The organism is Gelria sp. Kuro-4 (genome assembly GCF_019668485.1).
In the GTDB taxonomy this organism is placed as follows: domain Bacteria; phylum Bacillota; class DTU030; order DUMP01; family DUMP01; genus DUMP01.
This window is the reverse complement of sequence record NZ_AP024619.1, coordinates 1,065,438-1,084,161: the sequence shown is the minus strand read 5'-3', so window position 1 is coordinate 1,084,161 and position 18,724 is coordinate 1,065,438. Positions and strand designations below refer to the sequence as shown.

Annotated in this window: 35 protein-coding genes; all 35 read right to left on the bottom strand. The window is 64.4% G+C overall.

What is annotated here, in order from left to right; translation table 11 throughout:
* Positions 1-43 precede the first annotated feature (43 nt).
* Positions 44-853 carry a tRNA pseudouridine(38-40) synthase TruA gene (truA, locus tag K5554_RS05465; protein ID WP_221040129.1) on the bottom strand — a complete coding sequence of 270 codons (810 nt, stop codon included), beginning with the start codon at positions 851-853 and terminating at the stop codon, positions 44-46.
* A 198-nt stretch (positions 854-1,051) separates the two neighbouring features.
* Complete coding sequence (locus tag K5554_RS05460; protein WP_221040128.1) at positions 1,052-1,852, bottom strand: energy-coupling factor transporter transmembrane protein EcfT; 801 nt, start codon at positions 1,850-1,852, stop codon at positions 1,052-1,054.
* Entirely contained in the window at positions 1,845-2,705 is an 861-nt protein-coding gene (locus K5554_RS05455) for an energy-coupling factor transporter ATPase (protein WP_221040127.1), read from the bottom strand. The genes K5554_RS05460 and K5554_RS05455 overlap by 8 nt, the downstream gene beginning before the upstream one ends.
* Positions 2,681-3,529: an energy-coupling factor transporter ATPase gene (locus K5554_RS05450; protein WP_221040126.1), complete on the bottom strand. Its 849-nt coding sequence runs from the start codon at positions 3,527-3,529 to the stop codon at positions 2,681-2,683. The genes K5554_RS05455 and K5554_RS05450 overlap by 25 nt, the downstream gene beginning before the upstream one ends.
* A 65-nt stretch (positions 3,530-3,594) precedes the next feature.
* Entirely contained in the window at positions 3,595-3,933 is a 339-nt protein-coding gene (gene rplQ, locus K5554_RS05445) for a 50S ribosomal protein L17 (RefSeq protein ID WP_221040125.1), read from the bottom strand.
* 126 nt (positions 3,934-4,059) lie between these two features.
* Positions 4,060-5,007 carry a DNA-directed RNA polymerase subunit alpha gene (locus K5554_RS05440; RefSeq protein WP_221040124.1) on the bottom strand — a complete coding sequence of 316 codons (948 nt, stop codon included), beginning with the start codon at positions 5,005-5,007 and terminating at the stop codon, positions 4,060-4,062.
* A gap of 57 nt (positions 5,008-5,064) precedes the next feature.
* A complete protein-coding gene (rpsD, locus tag K5554_RS05435) occupies positions 5,065-5,691 on the bottom strand; it encodes a 30S ribosomal protein S4 (protein ID WP_221040123.1) in 627 nt (208 codons plus the stop codon).
* Between the two features lie 18 nt (positions 5,692-5,709).
* Entirely contained in the window at positions 5,710-6,102 is a 393-nt protein-coding gene (rpsK, locus tag K5554_RS05430) for a 30S ribosomal protein S11 (RefSeq protein WP_221040122.1), read from the bottom strand.
* A gap of 19 nt (positions 6,103-6,121) precedes the next feature.
* Complete coding sequence (gene rpsM / locus K5554_RS05425) at positions 6,122-6,493, bottom strand: 30S ribosomal protein S13 (RefSeq protein ID WP_221040121.1); 372 nt, start codon at positions 6,491-6,493, stop codon at positions 6,122-6,124.
* 29 nt (positions 6,494-6,522) lie between these two features.
* Positions 6,523-6,636 (bottom strand): 50S ribosomal protein L36, encoded by a 114-nt coding sequence (rpmJ, locus tag K5554_RS05420; RefSeq protein WP_178252557.1) that lies wholly within the window; start codon positions 6,634-6,636, stop codon positions 6,523-6,525.
* Between the two features lie 52 nt (positions 6,637-6,688).
* Positions 6,689-6,913: a translation initiation factor IF-1 gene (infA, locus tag K5554_RS05415; protein ID WP_221040120.1), complete on the bottom strand. Its 225-nt coding sequence runs from the start codon at positions 6,911-6,913 to the stop codon at positions 6,689-6,691.
* Complete coding sequence (locus K5554_RS05410) at positions 6,913-7,209, bottom strand: KOW domain-containing RNA-binding protein (RefSeq protein WP_221040119.1); 297 nt, start codon at positions 7,207-7,209, stop codon at positions 6,913-6,915. The genes infA and K5554_RS05410 overlap by 1 nt, the downstream gene beginning before the upstream one ends.
* 11 nt (positions 7,210-7,220) lie before the next feature.
* Positions 7,221-7,967 (bottom strand): type I methionyl aminopeptidase, encoded by a 747-nt coding sequence (gene map / locus K5554_RS05405; RefSeq protein ID WP_221040118.1) that lies wholly within the window; start codon positions 7,965-7,967, stop codon positions 7,221-7,223.
* A complete protein-coding gene (locus tag K5554_RS05400) occupies positions 7,964-8,617 on the bottom strand; it encodes an adenylate kinase (RefSeq protein WP_221040117.1) in 654 nt (217 codons plus the stop codon). The genes map and K5554_RS05400 overlap by 4 nt, the downstream gene beginning before the upstream one ends.
* A 35-nt stretch (positions 8,618-8,652) precedes the next feature.
* Entirely contained in the window at positions 8,653-9,915 is a 1,263-nt protein-coding gene (gene secY / locus K5554_RS05395) for a preprotein translocase subunit SecY (protein WP_221040116.1), read from the bottom strand.
* Complete coding sequence (gene rplO, locus K5554_RS05390) at positions 9,916-10,359, bottom strand: 50S ribosomal protein L15 (RefSeq protein ID WP_221040115.1); 444 nt, start codon at positions 10,357-10,359, stop codon at positions 9,916-9,918.
* Positions 10,360-10,374: 15 nt separating this feature from the next.
* A complete protein-coding gene (rpmD, locus tag K5554_RS05385) occupies positions 10,375-10,557 on the bottom strand; it encodes a 50S ribosomal protein L30 (protein WP_221040114.1) in 183 nt (60 codons plus the stop codon).
* Positions 10,558-10,571: 14 nt separating this feature from the next.
* A complete protein-coding gene (gene rpsE, locus K5554_RS05380; protein ID WP_221040113.1) occupies positions 10,572-11,105 on the bottom strand; it encodes a 30S ribosomal protein S5 in 534 nt (177 codons plus the stop codon).
* A gap of 26 nt (positions 11,106-11,131) precedes the next feature.
* Positions 11,132-11,500, bottom strand: coding sequence for a 50S ribosomal protein L18 (gene rplR / locus K5554_RS05375; protein ID WP_221040112.1), 369 nt, complete (start codon positions 11,498-11,500; stop codon positions 11,132-11,134).
* A gap of 23 nt (positions 11,501-11,523) precedes the next feature.
* Positions 11,524-12,069 (bottom strand): 50S ribosomal protein L6, encoded by a 546-nt coding sequence (rplF, locus tag K5554_RS05370; RefSeq protein ID WP_221040111.1) that lies wholly within the window; start codon positions 12,067-12,069, stop codon positions 11,524-11,526.
* A 15-nt stretch (positions 12,070-12,084) separates the two neighbouring features.
* Entirely contained in the window at positions 12,085-12,483 is a 399-nt protein-coding gene (gene rpsH, locus K5554_RS05365) for a 30S ribosomal protein S8 (RefSeq protein WP_221040110.1), read from the bottom strand.
* Between the two features lie 22 nt (positions 12,484-12,505).
* The gene (locus K5554_RS05360) at positions 12,506-12,691 is read right to left on the bottom strand and encodes a type Z 30S ribosomal protein S14 (RefSeq protein ID WP_221040109.1); all 186 of its coding nucleotides are present in this window, start codon (positions 12,689-12,691) and stop codon (positions 12,506-12,508) included.
* Between the two features lie 19 nt (positions 12,692-12,710).
* Entirely contained in the window at positions 12,711-13,250 is a 540-nt protein-coding gene (rplE, locus tag K5554_RS05355) for a 50S ribosomal protein L5 (RefSeq protein WP_221040108.1), read from the bottom strand.
* A 23-nt stretch (positions 13,251-13,273) separates the two neighbouring features.
* A complete protein-coding gene (rplX, locus tag K5554_RS05350; RefSeq protein ID WP_221040107.1) occupies positions 13,274-13,600 on the bottom strand; it encodes a 50S ribosomal protein L24 in 327 nt (108 codons plus the stop codon).
* Positions 13,601-13,618: 18 nt separating this feature from the next.
* Positions 13,619-13,987: a 50S ribosomal protein L14 gene (rplN, locus tag K5554_RS05345; protein WP_221040106.1), complete on the bottom strand. Its 369-nt coding sequence runs from the start codon at positions 13,985-13,987 to the stop codon at positions 13,619-13,621.
* Positions 13,988-14,016: 29 nt separating this feature from the next.
* Complete coding sequence (gene rpsQ, locus K5554_RS05340) at positions 14,017-14,271, bottom strand: 30S ribosomal protein S17 (protein WP_221040105.1); 255 nt, start codon at positions 14,269-14,271, stop codon at positions 14,017-14,019.
* A 58-nt stretch (positions 14,272-14,329) separates the two neighbouring features.
* On the bottom strand, positions 14,330-14,533 hold the full coding sequence (gene rpmC / locus K5554_RS05335) for a 50S ribosomal protein L29 (RefSeq protein ID WP_221040104.1): 204 nt from the start codon (positions 14,531-14,533) through the stop codon (positions 14,330-14,332).
* Positions 14,523-14,957, bottom strand: coding sequence for a 50S ribosomal protein L16 (rplP, locus tag K5554_RS05330; protein ID WP_221040103.1), 435 nt, complete (start codon positions 14,955-14,957; stop codon positions 14,523-14,525). The genes rpmC and rplP overlap by 11 nt, the downstream gene beginning before the upstream one ends.
* 1 nt (position 14,958) lies before the next feature.
* Positions 14,959-15,639 carry a 30S ribosomal protein S3 gene (gene rpsC / locus K5554_RS05325; protein ID WP_221040102.1) on the bottom strand — a complete coding sequence of 227 codons (681 nt, stop codon included), beginning with the start codon at positions 15,637-15,639 and terminating at the stop codon, positions 14,959-14,961.
* A gap of 12 nt (positions 15,640-15,651) precedes the next feature.
* The gene (gene rplV / locus K5554_RS05320) at positions 15,652-15,984 is read right to left on the bottom strand and encodes a 50S ribosomal protein L22 (RefSeq protein ID WP_221040101.1); all 333 of its coding nucleotides are present in this window, start codon (positions 15,982-15,984) and stop codon (positions 15,652-15,654) included.
* A gap of 18 nt (positions 15,985-16,002) precedes the next feature.
* On the bottom strand, positions 16,003-16,287 hold the full coding sequence (gene rpsS, locus K5554_RS05315) for a 30S ribosomal protein S19 (protein ID WP_221040100.1): 285 nt from the start codon (positions 16,285-16,287) through the stop codon (positions 16,003-16,005).
* A gap of 19 nt (positions 16,288-16,306) precedes the next feature.
* The gene (rplB, locus tag K5554_RS05310; protein WP_221040099.1) at positions 16,307-17,134 is read right to left on the bottom strand and encodes a 50S ribosomal protein L2; all 828 of its coding nucleotides are present in this window, start codon (positions 17,132-17,134) and stop codon (positions 16,307-16,309) included.
* A 27-nt stretch (positions 17,135-17,161) separates the two neighbouring features.
* The gene (locus K5554_RS05305) at positions 17,162-17,449 is read right to left on the bottom strand and encodes a 50S ribosomal protein L23 (RefSeq protein WP_370636967.1); all 288 of its coding nucleotides are present in this window, start codon (positions 17,447-17,449) and stop codon (positions 17,162-17,164) included.
* Positions 17,446-18,069 carry a 50S ribosomal protein L4 gene (gene rplD, locus K5554_RS05300; protein WP_221040097.1) on the bottom strand — a complete coding sequence of 208 codons (624 nt, stop codon included), beginning with the start codon at positions 18,067-18,069 and terminating at the stop codon, positions 17,446-17,448. Before rplD ends, K5554_RS05305 begins: the two co-directional genes overlap by 4 nt.
* A 27-nt stretch (positions 18,070-18,096) precedes the next feature.
* Positions 18,097-18,717: a 50S ribosomal protein L3 gene (rplC, locus tag K5554_RS05295; RefSeq protein WP_221040096.1), complete on the bottom strand. Its 621-nt coding sequence runs from the start codon at positions 18,715-18,717 to the stop codon at positions 18,097-18,099.
* Positions 18,718-18,724 lie beyond the last annotated feature (7 nt).

The following is an 18,724-nucleotide window of genomic DNA, read 5'->3' as shown; positions in this document are numbered from 1 at the left end:
ATCCGAGGAGCTCCTGCCGCCGGGGCTCGGGGGCGGTAGAGACTCACAGGGTGATTTTAACACAGGCCCACGGCGGTGTCAAGGCAACGCCGCCGGGCGTTTCCGGCCCGCGGCCCCGCCCGTAGTCCACCTCCCAGAGGATGAGCCCCTGGGGCGGGGCCGTGGGGCCGGCCAAGCTCCGGTCCCGGCCGGCCAGAATGCGCTGTACGTCGTCCGGGGTGAAGGCGCCCCGGCCCACCTCCACCAGGGTGCCCACCAGGTTGCGCACCATCTTGTAAAGAAAGCCGTCCGCCGCCGCCTCCACCAGGAGGAGGCCGCCCTCCCCGCCCAGTGTCAGGCGGCGCAGGGTGCGGACGCGCGTCTTGGCGGCGCCGCCCGCGGCACAAAAAGAGGAGAAGTCGTGCTCACCGATGAGCTGCGCCGCGGCGGCCTGCATGGCCGTGACGTCGAGGGGCCGGGGAAGGTGCCAGCTGTAACGGCGCAGGAAGGGGGAGGGCTGCGGCGCCTGGTGGATGAGGTAACGGTATGTTTTGCCTTGGGCCGCGTAGCGGGCGTGGAAGTCCGCCGGCACCTCCTCTGCCTGCCAGACGGTGAGGTCGGGCGGCAGGCAGGAATTGAGCGCGGCGGAGAGGCGGCCGGTGGGGATCGGGGCGGCGGTCGCAAAGTTGACCACCTGGGCGCGGGCGTGGACGCCGGCGTCGGTGCGCCCGGCGCCGATTACCTTAACCTCTTCGCCCAGGATCTTCGCCAGCGCCGCCGTAAGCTCGCCCTGCACAGTGCGCTTTCCCGGCTGCACCTGGAACCCGGCGAAATCCGTTCCGTCATACGCCAGCACAAGCTTGATGTTCCGCACCACACATCCCCTACCTGGTTAATAGGAGTCGAGTACCGCTCCCCACGCACAGTTCCCCCACCCAGCGGCCGGATGCCCGCCGCCGGCCGCAGGCCATTCCATCAGGCCGGAACCCCGCCGGAGAGCGGAGCCGCGCATAATACTCTCCGCGAGCTTTCAGGAGAGGGGGGGCCCACCGCGGAAGAGATCATGCCCGCATCAGTGCAGCAGGCGGTCGGCCACGCTGAGGACCACGAGGAGGACGCTGACGCCAAGGGCGACAAAGTCGCGGGCAGCGAACTTGAGCTCGCGCAGGCGCGTGCGCCCCACCCCACCCTGGTAGCAGCGCGCCTCCATGGCCGTGGCCAGGTCGTCGGCGCGCCGGAAAGCCCCGACGAAGAGCGGCACCAGGAGCGGGATCATCCCGCGCGCCCGCTGCACGATGTTCCCCGTCTCGAAGTCTGCGCCGCGCGCCATCTGTGCCTTCATGATCTTGTCCGTCTCCTCGAGCAGCGTCGGGATAAAGCGCAACGCAATGGTCATCATCATCGCCAGCTCGTGGGCCGGCACGCCGATGCCCCGAAACGGGTTCAGGAGGTACTCAATCCCGTCGGTGAGCGCGATGGGCGAGCTCGTCAAGGTGAGCAGCGAGGTGGTGAGCACCAAAAGCAGCAGCCGCCAGCCCATGAAGATGCCCAGGCGGATTCCTTCGGCCGTCGCCTTGAGGGGCCCCAGCTGCCACACCACGCGGCCCGGGGTGAGAAAGAAGTTCAGCACCAGGGTAAAAAGAACAATGTAAAAAATGGGGCGCACACCCCGCAGCACATAGCGCCAGGACAGGCCGGAAAGAAAGATGAGGGCGAAGCTGAAGGCGGTAATGATGACGTAACCCGGCAGGTCGTTGAGGACAAAGAGGGCGATGATGTAGAGGATCGAGCCCAGGATCTTGGTCCGCGGGTCCAGCCGGTGGAGCAGCGAGTTCCCTGGTATATACTGGCCGAGGGTGATGTCTTTAAGCATGGGCCCGCCTCCTCAGGTGCGCCAAGATCTCCTCCGCCGCTTCTTCCACTGTGATAACATCCGTGCGCACGCCCGGATGCCGCGCACCCCAGCGGCGCATGAACTCGGTGATCTGCGGGATGCCCAGCCCCAGCTTTTGCAGCTCCTCCGCCCGCTGGAAGAGCTCGCGCGGGGTACCCTGCGCCGCCACCTTGCCGCGGTGTAGCACCACCAGGCGGTCCACCAGACGCGCCACATCCTCCATGCTGTGCGACACCAGGATAACCGTAAGCCCCAGCTCCCGGTGCAGGCGCGCCACCTGGCCCAGGATCTCGTCCCGTCCCCGCGGGTCCAGCCCCGCCGTAGGCTCGTCCAGCACCAAGTAGCGGGGCCGCATGGCGAGCACCCCGGCCACGGCCACCCGCCGCATCTCACCCCCGGAGAGGTCAAAGGGCGAGCGCGGCCCGTACTTGGCCGCATCCAGCCCTACCATCTCCAGGGCCGCCTCGACCCGCTCCTTTACCTCATCTTCGGGGAGGCCCAGGTTGCGTGGCCCAAAGCCCACGTCCTTGGCCACCGTCTCCTCAAAGAGCTGGTGCTCGGGGTACTGAAACACCAGCCCTACCTTCCGGCGCACCTCGCGGCGCGTGGCCCGGACGCGGGTGTCCACCCCGTCCACCAGCACCCGGCCTTCCGTTGGGAGCAGCAGCCCGTTCAGGTGCTGGATCAAAGTGGATTTGCCGGAGCCGGTGTGGCCGATAAGGCCCAAAAACTCGCCGTCGTGAATGGTTATCTCAATGTGGTCCAGGGCGGCGGCCGCAAACGGCGTCCCCGGCTGGTAGGTGTAGCTCACATCGTCGATTCGTATCGGCATAGCTCCGCCACCATCTCCTCTGTGGTGAGAATCCCAGGTGGCAGCTCCACCCCGCGCTCCTTAAGGCGCAGAGCCAGTTCCGTCACCTGCGGGACGTCCAGCCCCAGGCGGCGCAGCTCCGCCACCCTGGCAAACACCTCGCGGGGGGGCCCGTCCAGTACCACGCGCCCGTCGTCCATCACCACCACGCGCCCGGCGCGCACGGCTTCTTCCATGAAGTGGGTGATGTAAACGATGGTGATGCCCTCTTCCCGGTTCAGCCGGACCACGGTCTCCAGCACCTCACGGCGCCCCGCCGGGTCGAGCATGGCCGTCGGCTCATCCAGGATGAGGGCCGCCGGGCGCATGGCCAGCACGCCGGCGATGGCGATGCGCTGCTTCTGCCCGCCCGACAGAAGGTGCGGCGCCACGCGGCGAAACTCGCTCATGCCCACAATCGCCAGGGCCTCGTCCACCCGCCGGCGGATCTCCGCCGGCGGCACGCCCAGGTTCTCCGGCCCAAAGGCCACGTCCTCCTCCACCGCCGTGGCCACAATCTGGTTGTCGGGGTTTTGAAACACCATGCCCGCCGTCTGGCGGATATCCCAGAGGTGTTCGCTCCGGCGCGTATCCAGCCCCTTCACCAGCACCCGCCCCTCGGTGGGCAGCAGGAGGGCATTGAGGTGCTTCGCCAGGGTGGACTTGCCCGAGCCGTTGTGGCCGATTACGGCGACGAACTCGCCGGCGGCGATGCGCAAGGTGACGTCCGCGAGGGCCGGTCGCCCGCCCGCGTCCCCCCCGCTGTAGGCGTGGGAGACGTGCTCGAGCTGAAACATTGCCGTCATGTTTACCACCCGCTTAACAAAACAGGGACCATGCGCCCGGCGAGGCTGGTCCCTTGCTCAGTATCTTACGCCAGCTCCAGGATGGCCAAGGGAGCTGCATCGCCTTGGCGGGGTCCGAGCCTGTAAATCCGCGTATAGCCGCCGGCCCGCTCCTTATAGCGGGGCCCCACCGTATCGAACAGCTTTTTCAAGACTTCTTTATCCGGCACCAGCACCGCCGCCTGCCGCCGCGCGTGCAGGTCGCCCCGCTTGGCCAGGGTAACCAGGCCCTCAGCCAGGCGCCTCAGCTCCTTGGCCTTGGCCTCGGTGGTTTGGATGCGCTCATAGCGGAAAAAGGAGACGAGCGCATTCCTGAGCATGGCCTCCCGGTGGCCGCTCAGGCGCCCGAGTTTGCGGTAACCCATACCTTTCACCTCCAGTTTTGGCGTTCAGCGTTCGGCATTGAGCATGGGCGAATTACCGCCCACTGCGAGTGCCCAACCCTTGGTCCAACGCCCAAGAGCCGACACCCAACAGCTCACCGCCGACCGCTACTCCTCCTTGGGCTTCAGGGACAGCCCCAGCGCCGCCAGCTTGGTCTGCACTTCTTCCAGCGACTTGCGCCCGAGGTTGCGCACCTTCATCATGTCGTCTTCCGTCTTCTGCGTCAGCTGGTAGACGGTATTGATCCCGGCCCGCTTGAGGCAGTTGTATGAGCGCACAGAGAGATCCAGCTCCTCGATGGTCATATCGAGGGCACTCCCCTTGTTCTCCTCTTCGCGCTCCACCATGATCTCCATGTCATTGGAAACCTCGGTGAGGCCGGTGAAGAGGGCCAGGTGCTCGGTGAGGATGTGGGCCGCCAGGCTTACGGCCTCGTCGGGACTTATCGTCCCGTCGGTCCACACCTCCAGCGTCAGCTTGTCAAAGTCTGTCCGCTGCCCCACGCGGGTGTTCTCCACCAGGTAGTTCACGCGGGTAATGGGGCTGAAGACGGAGTCCACGGGGATCAGCCCGATGGGATCATCCGGCTTTTTGTTCCGGTCGGCCGGCACATAGCCGCGGCCCTTGGCCACGGTGATCTCCATGACCAGCTCCGCGCCTTCGTCCAAAGTGGCGATGTGCTGCTCCGGGTTAAGGATTTCAATGTCCGGGTCGGTGGTAATGTCGCCGGCCTTGACATCGCCGGGCTGCCGCGCCTCGAGGCGCATCATCTTGGGGCCGTCGCTGTGCAGTTTCAGCGCCAGCTCCTTCAGGTTAAGCACGATCTCCGGCACGTCCTCAACCACGCCCGGTATCGTCGACAGCTCGTGCAGAACACCCTGGATCTTCACCGAGGTGACCGCCGCCCCCGGCAGGGAGGAGAGGAGGACCCGCCGTAGAGAGTTGCCCAGGGTGGTCCCGTACCCCCGCTCGAGCGGTTCGACCACGAAGCGGCCGTACCGGTCATCGTCGCTGATCTCGGCCACCTCAATCCTCGGTTTTTCCATCTCAACCATGAACCTTGCCCCTCCTTATCCACTCAGTTTCTGGCGAGGGCTTTTCCTTCAGGTTCATTACTTGGAATAAAGCTCCACGATAAGGTGTTCCTGCACCGGCACATCGATTTCTTCCCGTTCCGGCAGCCTGAGCACCCGGGCCTTCAGCTCGGCCGGTACCGACTCCAGCCAGGCGGGGACCGTGCGCGCCGCCGCCACCTGAGCCAGTTCCGCAAAGAGCGGCAGGTTGCGGCTCCCCTCCCGTACGCTCACCTCGTCGCCGGCGCGCACGCGGAAGGAAGGAATGCTCACCTTGCGGCCGTTCACCGCGAAGTGACCGTGGCGCACCAGCTGCCGCGCCTCCGCCCGCGAACGGGCGAACCCGAGGCGGTAGACCACGTTGTCGAGCCTGGTCTCCAGGAGCGTCAAGAGGTTCACGCCCGTCATGCCCTTCATGCGCGCCGCGAGCTCATAGTAGCGGCCGAACTGCCGCTCCAGCACGCCGTAAATGCGGCGCGCCTTCTGCTTCTCGCGCAGCTGCACACCATACTCGGAAATCTTCTTCCGGCCCTGGCCGTGCTGGCCGGGAGCATAACCGCGCCGGTCTATCGAGCACTTGCCCGTGTAGCAGCGGTCACCCTTGAGGAAGAGCTTCATGCCTTCCCGCCGGCACAGCCGGCAAACAGCAGCCGTATACCTTGCCATTCAGCTGGACACCTCCTCTTAGACCCGGCGCCGCTTGGGCGGCCGGCAACCGTTGTGCGGAATGGGAGTCACGTCTTTAATCAGGTTTACCTCCAGCCCTGCCGCCTGCAGCGAACGAATGGCCGCCTCGCGGCCGGCCCCCGGACCCTTAACCTCCACCTCTATCTCCCGCATGCCGTGCTCCATCGCCTGCTTGGCGGCCTTCTCCGCGGCCATCTGGGCGGCGAAGGGTGTGCCCTTGCGGGAGCCCTTAAACCCTTGTGTGCCGGCGCTGGACCAGGAGATAACGTTGCCCGCCGTATCGGTGATGGTAACCAAAGTATTGTTGAAAGTGGAGCGGATGTGCGCCACGCCGCGGTCGACGTTCTTGCGCTCACGCCGCTTCACGCGCGTCTGCGCTTTCTTCGGCATCCCTTTCCCTCCTTAGAGCTTACTTCTTACGCCGCACGCCCACCGTCTTGCGCGGACCCTTCCGGGTGCGGGCGTTGGTGCGCGTCCGCTGCCCGCGCACCGGCAGGCCCCGGCGGTGGCGCAGACCACGGTAGGTCCCGATTTCAATGAGGCGCTTGACGTCCAGAGAAACATCGCGCCTGAGGTCGCCTTCCACCTTGTAGTTCTTGTCGATCTCTTCGCGCAGCCGGGTGGCCTCTTCCTCGGTCAGGTCCTTCACGCGGGTGTCCGGGTTGATGCGTGTCTGGGCCAAGATCTTCTGCGCCGAGGTGGGGCCGATCCCGTAGATATACGTGAGCGCCACCTCAACCCGCTTATCGCGCGGCAGATCTACACCGGCAATACGTGCCATGCGTCACACCTCCATCGGCAGCCCGGGCTTCAGCCCTGGCGCTGCTTATGCTTGGGGTTTTCACAGATAACCATCACGCGCCCCTTGCGCTTGATCACTTTACACTTCTCGCAGATTGGTTTCACCGACGGCCTCACCTTCATCGCCAACCCTCCTTCAGGCGACCCGACGCTGTTCACCTTGGTTTATCTTTACCTATTTGTACCTGTACGTTATCCGTCCCCGGCCCAGGTCGTAAAGCGACAGCTGCAGGCGCACGCGGTCCCCGGGAAGGATGCGAATGAAGTTCATACGGATCTTACCGGAAACATGGGCCAAGACACGGTGGCCGTTATCCAGTTCCACCCGGAACATCGCGTTGGGAAGCGGCTCCACTACCGTACCATCGACCTCTATGGCATCGTCTCTTTCCTTAGGCATCAATCGCCCTCCTTCCACGACGGATCAGCGCCCGCAACCTCAGCCAGAGCCGCGCGCACCATCAGGTCGCTCACCGGCTCCTTGCGCTCGAGCCGCGCGGCCACTTCCTCGGCCACCCGGCCGGTGACCTCGAGGTGTGCGATGTTCTTGACCTTCGGCCTTTCCACCGGGCGGCGCCTGCCGTCGGCCACCCGGAGACGCCGGGCGTCCTGCCAGCCCACCACCAGGTAGTACCGGCCCCGGTCGCGGCCGGCGCGCGAACACACAATCTGCCCCAGTTTCACTTTTCCCGGCATAAGCGTTACCCTCACAGCCGGGTAAGGATCTCCGGGCCCGACTCGGTAACGGCCACGGTGTGTTCGAAGTGCGCCGACAGGCTGCCGTCGGCGGTGACAACCGTCCAACCGTTGTCCAGCACCCGGACCTCGAACGTTCCCCGGTTCACCATCGGTTCAATGGCCAGCACCATGCCCACCTGCAGCCGCGGGCCCCGGCCCGGCGGCCCGTAGTTGGGAATGGGCGGATCCTCGTGCATCTTGGTGCCGATCCCGTGGCCCACGTAATCCCGCACCACCGCAAAGCCGGCGCGCTCGACGTACGTCTGCACGGCGTGCGAGATGTCGGAGAGGCGGTTCCCGGGATGCGCCTGTTCGATAGCGCGGTAAAGCGAGCCTTCGGTCACCCGCATGAGCTCCTCCGCCTCGGGGCTCACTGCGCCCACCGGCGCGGTGAAGGCCGCATCGCCCACATAACCGTCGACGATGGCGCCGATATCGATACTAATAATATCTCCAGCTTTTACCTGCCGTAGACCAGGGATCCCATGCACCACCTCGTCGTTGATGGAGGCGCAGATGCTGCCCGGAAAACCCTGGTAGCCCTTGAAGGCCGGTACGCCGCCGTGGCGGGTGATAAAATCCTCCGCCAGCGCATCGAGCTCGCCGGTGGTAACACCGGGCCGGATGGCCCGCTTGAGTTCCGCGATGGCCTGGGCGGTAAGCCGTCCCGCCGCCCGCATGCAGTCGATTTCCCGCGGTGACTTAAGGACGATCATGCTGCACCTTCTCCTAAAGCTGCTTTAACCCGCGCCAGGATCTCCGCCGGCGTCCCGGTGCCCGGTACGCGCACGAGGAGCCCTCTGCGGGCGTAAAACTCCACGAGTGGTGCAGTCTCCTTTTGATACACCTCAAGGCGCCGCGCGATTACGTCCGTGCGGTCATCTTCGCGCTGCACCAAGGGAGCGCCGCAGGCGTCGCAGCGCCCGGCTTCCTTGGGCGGCCTGTTCACCAGGTGAAAGGATGCGCCGCACTGGGGGCACACGCGCCGCGCCGTGAGGCGCGCCAGCAGTGTTTCGCGGGCCACATCCAGCAGCACCGCGGCCGTGAGCGGCCGCCCCAGCTCCTCTAAAAATGCGTCCAGATCCTCCGCCTGGGCCTCTGTGCGCGGAAAGCCGTCCAGGATAAAGCCGGCCTCGGCGTCCGGTGCCGTCAGCCGCTCCCTGACGATCCCGACAACCACCTCATCGGGTACCAGCTCGCCCCGGGCGACGTAGCGGCGCGCTGCCTCGCCCAGGGGTGTCTCTGCCGCCATGGCCCCCCGTAGGAGGTCTCCAGTGGCGATGTGGGGGATGCCGTATTCCTGCGCCAAGAGTTCGCCCTGCGTCCCTTTGCCTGCCCCCGGCGCCCCCAAGAGTACAAGCTGCATGGCCCTACCTCCCCTCTGGCCGCGCCCCGGCGGTCTTACGACTTCTTAAGAAATCCTTCATAGTGCCGCATCAGCATGTGCGCCTCGATCTGCTTCATGGTCTCGAGCGCCACACCGACCACAATGAGCACACCGGTGCCCCCGAAGTAAAGACCCTGCACGCCGGTCAGGCTGCCCATGAACATGGGAAGCACCGCCACCAGCGCGATGAAGAGCGCGCCGGCCACCGTAATCCGGTAGAGCACCCGGCTGATGTAGTCGGACGTCGGCCGCCCGGGCCGGATGCCGGGAATGAACCCGCCGTACTTCTGCATGTTCTTGGAAATGTCCACCGGGTTAAAGGTTACCGCCGTGTAGAAGAACGTAAAGAACACGTTGAGGCCGAAGTAAAGCACCGTGTTGAGGGTGGTCCCCCACTGCAGGGCGTTGGCCACCGCCTGCGCCCAGGGGTGATGCACAAACTGAGCCACCGTGCCTGGGAAAAGCAGGACCGACATGGCGAAAATGATGGGGATCACACCGGCCTGGTTCACCTTGAGCGGGATGTGCGTGCTCTGCCCGCCGTAAACCCGGCGCCCCACCATGCGCTTGGCGTACTGCACGGTAATCCGCCGCTCGCCTTCCTGCATGTAGATGATCGCCACGATCACCGCCAGCACCACCACAGCCAGGAGCAGAATGTTAAGGACGTTGATGGCCCGCACCTGAACGTACCCGATAACCTTGCCCAGGCCGGCCGGGAGGCGCGAGACGATGCCGGCAAAGATGATGAGCGAGATCCCGTTGCCAATACCTTTATCGGTAATCTCCTCGCCCAGCCACATGAGGAAGGCCGTCCCGGCCGTCAGCGCCACTACGATGATGGACCAGCTCACCCAGCCGGGGTGAGTGACGGCATCCCGCATCCAGGCCACCATGCCGGCCGCCTGGATCAGCGCCAGCACCACGGTGCTGTAGCGCGTGTACTGGGCCAGCTTTTTACGCCCCTCTTCGCCTTCTTTAGCCAGCTCCTCGAGCTTGGGGATAACAATGGTGAGGAGCTGGATAATAATTGAGGCCGTAATGTAGGGGGTTACGCTCAAGGCAAAGATGGAAACCCTCTTTAAGGCACCGCCGGAAAAGAGGTCCAGGAACCCGAGCAGGTTGCCCTGGTTAAAGACATCCTGCAGCACCCGCGGGTCGATGCCGGGCACGGGAATGTGGCTGCCGATCCGGAACACCAGGAACATGAGCAGGGTAAAGGTGAGCCGCCGCCTTAGGTCCGGAATCTTCCAGGCATTCCGCAGCGCATCCAGCACTTAAATCACCTCAGCTTTGCCGCCGGCCGCAGCGATCTTCTCCTGGGCAGCGCGGCTGAAGGCATGCACCCGGACGGTAAGGGGTTTGGTTATATCCCCCGTGCCCAGGATTTTGATCCGATCGTTCGCGTGCTTCACCAGCCCGGCCGCACGCAGGGTCTCGGGTGTCACTTCGTCCCCGGCCGCAAATTTCTCCTCTAAAGCAGCCAGGTTCACCACGGCGTACTCCACCCGAAACGGATTATAGAAACCCCGCTTGGGCAGGCGCAGCTGCAGCGGCTTCTGACCGCCCTCGAAGGCCGGTCCTTTAACGCCGCCCGAGCGGGCCTTTTGGCCCTTGTGACCACGTCCGGAGGTTTTGCCGAGCCCGGAGCCGATGCCGCGCCCTACGCGCGTCTTCGCCTGGCGGGAACCGGGAGCCGGTGACAGCGTAGACAGATTCATGGCTACACCTCCTTACTATTCGTCATTCTCAACAAGAAGCAAGTGCTGCACTTTATGGATCATGCCCTGGACGGCGGGACTCACTTCTTTCACTACCGACTGGTGCAGGCGGTGGAGGCCCAGAGCCCGCACCGTGGCCCGCTGATCGGCCGGACGGCTGACCAGGCTCTTCACCAGGGTGATCTTAACCTTGGCCATGCTCTCCTACCTCCTCAGCCGATCAGTTCTTCGACGCTCAGGCCCCGCAGGCGGGCCACATCCTCCGCCGTTTTCAGGGATTTCAACGCCGCAATCGTCGCCCGCGCCACGTTGTTCGGGTTGGCCGAGCCCAGGGACTTGGTGAGAACGTCCTTCACCCCGGCGAGCTCCAGGATGGCCCGGACCGCGCCGCCGGCGATCACGCCTGTGCCCGCGGCGGCCGGCTTAAGGAGTACCCGCCCGGCACCGAAGTGGCCGATCACCTCGTGGGGAATGGTCGACTCCCGCAGCGGGACGACAAACAGGTTCTTCTTTGCATCGTCTACGCCCTTACGAATGGCATCGGGGACCTCCGCCGCCTTGCCCAGGCCGACGCCCACCTTGCCCTTGCCGTTACCCACGACCACCAGCGCGCTGAAGCTGAAGCGCCGGCCGCCTTTGACCACCTTGGCCACGCGGTTGATGGTTACTACTTTTTCCTGGAACTCGCTTACCGCCTGCTCTTCCCGGCGCTCGCGCCGCCTTCTCGGTTGCTCGTGCTTCTGCAAGTCGCTTCTCCCTCCTTTACCTCGGCCTACAGTTCCAGCCCAGCCGCCCGGGCTGCTTCTGCCAGGGCCGCCACGCGCCCATGGTACAGGTAGCCGCCGCGGTCAAAAACCACCTTGGTGATTCCCCGTTCTTGAGCCCGCCGCGCCACCAACTCGCCCACCAGCTTGGCCGCTGCCACGTTGCCGCCCTTTACCCCCCGCGCCCGGATCTCCGGGTCCAGGGTGGAGGCGGAGACGAGGGTGGTGCCGGTCTCGTCGTTAATCACCTGGGCGTAGATGTGGTTGAGGCTGCGGTACACTGCAAGCCGCGGCCGGGAGGGAGTGCCCGCCACCCTTTTCCGCACCCTGAGGTGCCGGACCTGGCGCTTTTCGTTGCGGTCTTTCTTCGTGATCACCCGTGCACTCTCCTTTCCGGGGCCTACTTCGCAGCCTTGCCCGTCTTACCGACCTTATGGCGCAGCCGTTCGCCCTCATAGTGAATGCCTTTGCCTTTGTACGGCTCGGGCGGCCGGCGCCGCCGCACATCCGCGGCCACTTCGCCGACGAGTTCCTTATCCAGTCCCCGCACCACAATCTTGGTCGGCGCCGGCACTTCGAACTCTATCCCCGCCGGCGGCTCAATCTCCACCGGGTGCGAATAACCCAGCTGCATAACCAGCTTGCGCCCCTGCTTGGCGGCACGGTAGCCCACGCCGGTAATCTCGAGCGCCTTGCTGTAGCCGTGCGTGACACCCTCCACCATGTTCGCGACCAGGGTGCGCGTAAGGCCGTGGAGCGCCCGCTGCTCGCCGGCGTCGCCCGCGCGGGTCACCTTGAGTACGGCCCCCTCGCGGACAACGCTGATGTCCTGGGGCACCGTCCGCGCCAGTTCGCCTTTGGGCCCGCGCACGCGCACGGTGTTCCCTTCTATCGCCACCTCCACCCCGGGCGGTACCGGGATGGGCTTTTTCCCGATCCTGGACATATCAACTCCTCCTCACTACCATACGTAGCAGAGGACTTCGCCGCCGACACCCTCGCGCCGGGCCTGCTTGTCGCTCATAACACCCCGGGGTGTGGACAAAATGGCAATGCCCAGCCCCTTGAGCACCCTGGGAATCTCGTTCCGCCCCACGTACACCCTAAGGCCAGGCTTGCTGATCCGCCTCAGGTCCGAAATGACGCGCTCCTTGTTCGGCCCGTACTTCAGGTATACCTTGAGAATACCCTGCTTTTTATCGTTAACGTACTCGTAGTCGCGGATGAAGCCTTCTGCCTTGAGGATTTCTGCGATGGCCTGCTTCATGCGTGAGCCCGGGATCTCCACCACTTCGTGGCGTGCCACGTTGGCGTTCCTGATCCTGGTCAGCATGTCGGCGATGGGATCAGTCATGGTCACTTTCTCTGCCTCCCTTCTGGCCCTACCAGCTGGCCTTCCTTATTCCAGGGATCTCCCCGCGGTAGGCCCGCTCCCGGAAGCAAATCCGGCAGATCCCAAATTTGCGGAGGTAGGCATGGGGACGGCCACAGATCCTGCAGCGGTTGTGCTCCCGCACCTTAAACTTGGGCTCACGCTTCCACTTCTCAATTAGGCCCTTTCTGGCCACTCCCGTTCCCTCCCTTGCATCAGCTCTCCCGGAAAGGCATACCGAGAAGCCTCAAGAGCTCCCGGGATTCCTCGTCCGTTTTCGCCGTAGTCACAATGGTGATATCCATACCCCGGACCTTCTCCACCTTGTCGTAATCGATCTCGGGGAAAATCAGCTGTTCGCGCACGCCCAGGGTGTAGTTGCCGCGCCCGTCGAAGCCCTTGGAGGAAACGCCGCGGAAATCGCGCACCCTCGGCAGCGCCACGTTCATGAGCTTCTGCAGGAAGTCGTACATCCGCTCGCCCCGAAGCGTCACCTTGCAGCCGATGGCCGCGCCGGCCCGCACCTTGAAATTGGCGATGGACTTCTTGGCCCGCGTCACCAGCGGCTTCTGCCCCGCGATCTGGGTGAGGTCCGCCACCGCTGCGTCGAGGAGCTTGGGATTCTGCAGGGCATCGCCCACGCCCATGTTGATGACGACTTTCTCCAGCTTGGGCACCTGCATCTTGTTGGCGTAGCCAAAGCGCTGCACCAGCGCCGGTACCACTTCCTGCACGTACTTTTCTCTCAGGTCCACTGGCCCTACCTCCTTTCCCCCGCCTACTTGTCGACGACCTCGCCGCAGTTCTTGCAGAACCGCACCCGGCGGCCGTCTGCGAGAGTTTTCTTCCCGGTGCGCGTGGGCCGGCCGCAGCTGCCGCACACCAGCTGGACATTGCTGGCGTCGAGCGGCGCCTCCTTGCTGATGATTCCACCCTGCTGCACCTTTTGCGTCGGCCGGGTGTGGCGCTTCACCATGTTGATCCCTTCCACCAGCACCCTGCCCTTGGCGGGGAAGACGCGGAGGATCTTGCCCTTTTTCCCCCGATCCTTGCCGGCGATCACCATAACGGTATCGCCCTTTTTGACGTGTACCTTGGGCTGCAACCTTAACGCCTCCTTCCCCTACAGCACTTCCGGCGCCAGGGAAATGATCTTCATGAATTCCTTCTCGCGCAGCTCCCGGGCCACCGGCCCGAAGATACGCGTGCCGCGCGGTTCCTTGTCGTCCTTTATGATCACAGCGGCGTTCTCATCGAAGCGGATATAGGAGCCGTCGGGACGCCGCACGCCTTTCTTCGATCGAACAACCACGGCCTTCACCACGTCGCCTTTTTTAACAACACCACCGGGCGTTGCCTGCTTGACGCTGGCGACGATGATATCTCCCACATTCGCATAGCGCCGCTTGGAGCCCCCGGCGACGTGGATGCACATCAGCTCCTTGGCCCCGGTGTTGTCCGCCACCACGAGCCGTGTCTGTGGCTGAATCATCTTCTAACCCCCTTTCGGCAAGGGCGTACTTAACGGGCCTTCTCGATGATCTCGACCACCCGCCACCGCTTATCCTTCGACAGCGGTCTTGTCGAACTCACCCGCACCCGGTCGCCGACCCGGCAGGCGTTCTCCGGGTCATGCGCCTTAAGGCGCGCCGTGCGGTGAACGGTGCGCTTGTAAAGAGGATGCTGGACGGTGTTTTCCACCTCAACGACCACCGTCTTATCCATTTTATCGCTGACCACGGTCCCGACACGGACCTTCCTCTGCCCTCGTTCCAAGCTCCTGGCCTCCTTTCATCAGGCCTCGCGGGCGCAGCGCTCTGCGCCCCCAGTGTTCCTAGCCTCTCTCGCCCGCCAGCTCCCGTTGCCGCAGGATGGTTTTAATCCTGGCGATGGACTTACGAACCTCGCGGATGCGCATGGGATTATCCAACTGCCGCGTGACCATCTGGAACCGGAGGTTGAACAGCTCTTCCTTGAAGCCGGCCAATTTCTCCTGCAGTTCGCTATCGGTCAGGTCCTTGAGTTCCTTAGCTTTCACCGGCCTCACCACCCACTTCAATGCGCTTGACGAAGCGCGTTTTAATCGGCAGCTTCTGCCCGGCCAGCCGCATAGCCTCCTTGGCCACTGCCTCATCCACTCCCGTCAGTTCAAAAAGGATACGCCCCGGCTTAACCACGGCCACCCAGTACTCCGGCGCGCCCTTGCCGCTGCCCATGCGTGTCTCGGCCGGTTTGGCCGTAATGGGCTTATCCGGGAAAATTTTGATCCACACCCGCCCGCCGCGTTTGATGTACCGCGTGAGCGCCACACGGGCGGCCTCGATCTGCCGCTGGGTGATCCAGCCCGGCTCGAGGGCCGCCAGCCCGTAGTCACCGTAAACGACCTCCGTACCCCGCTTCGCCACGCCCTGGGGGTTGGGACGGTGCTGCTTGCGGTACTTCACCCTCTTGGGCATCAGCATGTTACTCGCCTCCCTCCGCGGCGGCCTCTTTCTTGGTTGCCCGGGCTGCCTTCGCCGCGGGCAGCACTTCACCCTTGTAAATCCACACCTTAACGCCGATACGCCCATAGGTGGTGCGTGCCTCGGCAAAACCGTACTCAATGTCCGCCCGGAGCGTCTGCAGCGGCACCGTGCCTTCACGGTAGCCTTCACGCCGCGCAATCTCCGCGCCGCCCAGACGGCCGCTTACCGCCACGCGGATTCCCTTGGCGCCCGCGCGCATCGTCCGGCCCATGGCCTGTTTCATGGCCCGCCGGAAAGACGTGCGCTTCTCCAGCTGCTGGGCGATACCCTCCGCCACCAGCTGCGCATCCAGCTCCGGCACCTTGATCTCCAGGATGTTGATGTGCACCTGTTTGCCCGTCAGCTTCTCCAGGTCTTTGCGCAGGGCTTCGACCCCGGCGCCGCCGCGGCCGATGATGATGCCGGGCTTGGCGGTGTGCACGGTGACCTGGATGCGCTTCGCCACCCGCTCAATCTCAATATGCGAAACGCCCGCTATAAAGCACTTCTCCTTGATGTAGTCGCGGATCTTCACATCCTCGAGCAGGAGGTCGGAGAAATCGCGCTCGGCATACCAGCGTGCGTCCCAGTTGCGAATAATTCCCAGGCGCAGGCCATTGGGATTAACTTTTTGACCCACTCCTATCCCTCCTTACTTTTCACCCACCACAACCGTGATGTGGCTGGTGCGTTTTAGAATGGGAAACGCCTGTCCCATGCGGCGAGGATGATACCGCTTGAGCGTCGGCCCCTCGTCGGCGTACGCCCTGAGCACCAGTAGATCCGCCGGGTTAAGGTCCAGATTGTTCTGGGCGTTGGCGATGGCCGAACGCAGCACCTTCTCCACCAGGCGGGAGCCCCGTTTGGGCGTAAACCGCAGGATCCCCAGGGCCTCGGCCGCGCTCTTACCCCGGATCAGGTCCAGGACGATCCGCACCTTGCTGGGGGAGATCCGCACGTAGCGGGCAACCGCTTTTGCTTCCATGCCTGTCCCTGCCCTCCTCTACTTGAGCGCCGTAGACCTTTCAGTGTGCGCCCCATGGCCCCGGAAAAGCCGCGTAGGCGCAAATTCGCCGAGCTTGTGGCCCACCATCTCCTCGGTGATGTAGATGGGCACGTGCTTACGCCCATCATGTACCGCAATGGTGTGGCCGACCATTTCCGGAAAAATCGTCGAGGCGCGGGACCAGGTCTTGATGACCCGCTTCTCCCGCTTCTCGTTCATCTCTTTGATTTTCTTCATGAGACTGGGGTGAACGTACGGCCCCTTTTTGGCTGAACGCGACACGAGCTAACCCCCTTTCAGCCTATCCACGCCGCTTCACGATAAGGCGATCCGAGGCCTTGTTCCGCTTGCGCGTCCGCACGCCCCGGGCGGGCTTGCCCCAAGGCGTCATCTGCACCTTGCGGCCCACCGGTGCACGGCCTTCGCCGCCGCCGTGCGGGTGGTCCACCGGGTTCATGACCACGCCGCGCACGGTCGGCCGGATACCCAGCCAGCGCGAGCGCCCGGCCTTACCCACGGTGATGTTCTCGTAATCCAGGTTGCCCACCTGGCCGATCGTCGCCCGGCATTCCACCGGGAACATCCGCATCTCACCCGAAGGCATGCGCACCGTAGCCAGGTTGCCTTCCCGCGCCAGCAGCTGGGCCGCCGCGCCGGCCGCCCGCACCAGCTTGCCGCCCTGCTTGGGCGTAAGCTCGATGTTGTGCACCATGGTGCCGACCGGGATGTTGGCCAGCGGCAGCGTGTTACCTGGTTTAATGTCCGCGTCGGGCCCGGAAACCACCTTGTCGCCCACCTCAAGGCCGAGCGGCGCCAGGATGTAGCGTTTCTCCCCGTCGGCGTAGTGGAGGAGTGCAATCCGCGCCGAGCGGTTCGGGTCGTACTCGATGGCCGCCACCTTGGCCGGCACACCGTCCTTGTTCCGCTTGAAGTCGATAACCCGGTACCGGCGCTTGTGGCCGCCACCCTTGTGGCGCACCGTGATGCGGCCCTGGTTGTTGCGCCCGGCCTTTTTCGGAAGCGGCTCCAAGAGCGCCTTCTCCGGGCGCTTCTTCGTCACTTCCTCAAATGTCGCTGTGGTTTGAAACCGAATGCCTGGGGAAGTAGGCTTATACTTCTTAATGGGCATCGCTGCCCCCCCTTTCCGCGCTCAGATTCAGGCACCCTCGAAGAAGGGAATGCGCTGCCCCTTCTTGACCGTAACGATGGCCTTCTTCCAGTCCGACGTCCGGCCCACGTGCCGGCCCACGCGCTTGAGCTTGCCCGGCACCCTGAGGGTGGCCACCTTGATGACGTCTACTTTGAAAATCTCTTCTACGGCGTTCTTGATATCGATTTTCGTCGCCGCCGGGTCCACCTCAAAGGTGTACTTGCCTTCCTCCAGCTGGGAGGTGGCCCGCTCGGTGATCACCGGCCGCTTCAGAACGTCCCGCGCCTCCATCAGCCGAGCACCTCCTCTACCTTGGCCACGGCGTCTTTCGTGATGATGAGACGGTCGTGGTTCAAAACATCGTACACATTGAGGCCCAGCGCCCCGGAGGCCAGCACGCCGGGAAGGTTCCGCGCCGAACGGTCCACCAGCTCGTCGCGCTCGGCCGTAACAATGAGGGCCTTCTTCGGCGCGCCCAGCCTCCTTAAAACATTCACCATCTGCTTCGTCTTGGGTTCCGGCAGCTTGATGTCCTCCACCACCGTCAGCCCGCCGCTCCGGAGCTTTTCCGAGAGGGCTACCTTCAGCGCCAGGCGCCGCATCTTGCGCGGCATGTCCTGAGCATAGCTCCTCGGGTGAGGCCCAAAGGCCACGCCGCCGTGCCGCCACAGCGGCGAACGGATGCTGCCTTGGCGCGCCCGGCCGGTGCCCTTCTGCCGCCACGGTTTGCGCCCGCCGCCGCTCACTTCGGCGCGGGTTTTGGTGTCGGCCGTGCCCAGGCGCCGGTTGGCGAGGTGGCGCACCACGGCCTGGTGAATGAGTCCGCTATTCATCGGCACGGCGAAGACGCTGTCGGAGAGTTCGATCTCCCCCACCGCCTCGCCCTGGAGGTTATATACCGGTACACGTGGCATCTCGTCTCCTCCTTTCACCGCCGCCTGTCACTCGGCCGCGCGCACCGTGACCAAACGGCCGCGCGCCCCGGGCACTGCCCCTTTAACGAGGAGCAGGTTCCGCTCCGGGTCCACCCGTACCACCTGCAGGTTCTTGACCGTCACCCGTTCGTAACCCATGCGGCCGGGCATGTGCCGTCCCGGGAACACCCGGCCGCCGCCCCTGGGGCTGCCCAGCGTACCGGGCGCCCGGTGGAATTTGGAGCCGTGCGCCATGGGACCGCGGTGCCCGCCCCAGCGCTTAATGAGCCCGGCGTAGCCCTTGCCGCGGGAGATACCGGTAACGTCCACGCGCTCACCGGGGCTGAAGATGTCTACCTTGATCTCCTGGCCCACCTCATAGGCCTCGGGGTTTTCCACCCGGAGCTCCCGCAGGTAGCGCACGGGTTTGAGCTTGTTCTTGCTGAAGTGCCCTTTGAGGGGCTTCCTCACCTTGTTCTCGCGCACGGCCCCGAACCCAAGCTGCAGCGCAGCGTAGCCGTCGCGGGCAGGCGTCTTTTTCTGCACCACGACGCAGGGGCCGGCCTCGATAACCGTCACCGGCACCATGGTGCCGTCTTCCTGGGTGATCTGGGTCATCCCCAGCTTTTTTCCGAGAATCCCTTTCACCGTCCTC

Coding starts and splice junctions, on each gene's coding strand:
- K5554_RS05460 (WP_221040128.1), bottom strand. CDS start 1,852: ATGCTTAAAGACATCACCCTCGGCCAGTATATACCAGGGAACTCGCTG.
- K5554_RS05455 (WP_221040127.1), bottom strand. CDS start 2,705: ATGCCGATACGAATCGACGATGTGAGCTACACCTACCAGCCGGGGACG.
- K5554_RS05450 (WP_221040126.1), bottom strand. CDS start 3,529: ATGACGGCAATGTTTCAGCTCGAGCACGTCTCCCACGCCTACAGCGGG.
- rplQ (WP_221040125.1), bottom strand. CDS start 3,933: ATGGGTTACCGCAAACTCGGGCGCCTGAGCGGCCACCGGGAGGCCATG.
- K5554_RS05440 (WP_221040124.1), bottom strand. CDS start 5,007: ATGGTTGAGATGGAAAAACCGAGGATTGAGGTGGCCGAGATCAGCGAC.
- rpsD (WP_221040123.1), bottom strand. CDS start 5,691: ATGGCAAGGTATACGGCTGCTGTTTGCCGGCTGTGCCGGCGGGAAGGC.
- rpsK (WP_221040122.1), bottom strand. CDS start 6,102: ATGCCGAAGAAAGCGCAGACGCGCGTGAAGCGGCGTGAGCGCAAGAAC.
- rpsM (WP_221040121.1), bottom strand. CDS start 6,493: ATGGCACGTATTGCCGGTGTAGATCTGCCGCGCGATAAGCGGGTTGAG.
- rpmJ (WP_178252557.1), bottom strand. CDS start 6,636: ATGAAGGTGAGGCCGTCGGTGAAACCAATCTGCGAGAAGTGTAAAGTG.
- infA (WP_221040120.1), bottom strand. CDS start 6,913: ATGCCTAAGGAAAGAGACGATGCCATAGAGGTCGATGGTACGGTAGTG.
- K5554_RS05410 (WP_221040119.1), bottom strand. CDS start 7,209: ATGCCGGGAAAAGTGAAACTGGGGCAGATTGTGTGTTCGCGCGCCGGC.
- map (WP_221040118.1), bottom strand. CDS start 7,967: ATGATCGTCCTTAAGTCACCGCGGGAAATCGACTGCATGCGGGCGGCG.
- K5554_RS05400 (WP_221040117.1), bottom strand. CDS start 8,617: ATGCAGCTTGTACTCTTGGGGGCGCCGGGGGCAGGCAAAGGGACGCAG.
- rplO (WP_221040115.1), bottom strand. CDS start 10,359: ATGAATCTGTCTACGCTGTCACCGGCTCCCGGTTCCCGCCAGGCGAAG.
- rpmD (WP_221040114.1), bottom strand. CDS start 10,557: ATGGCCAAGGTTAAGATCACCCTGGTGAAGAGCCTGGTCAGCCGTCCG.
- rplF (WP_221040111.1), bottom strand. CDS start 12,069: ATGTCCAGGATCGGGAAAAAGCCCATCCCGGTACCGCCCGGGGTGGAG.
- rplN (WP_221040106.1), bottom strand. CDS start 13,987: ATGATTCAGCCACAGACACGGCTCGTGGTGGCGGACAACACCGGGGCC.
- rplP (WP_221040103.1), bottom strand. CDS start 14,957: ATGCTGATGCCCAAGAGGGTGAAGTACCGCAAGCAGCACCGTCCCAAC.
- rplV (WP_221040101.1), bottom strand. CDS start 15,984: ATGGAAGCAAAAGCGGTTGCCCGCTACGTGCGGATCTCCCCCAGCAAG.
- rplB (WP_221040099.1), bottom strand. CDS start 17,134: ATGCCCATTAAGAAGTATAAGCCTACTTCCCCAGGCATTCGGTTTCAA.
- rplD (WP_221040097.1), bottom strand. CDS start 18,069: ATGCCACGTGTACCGGTATATAACCTCCAGGGCGAGGCGGTGGGGGAG.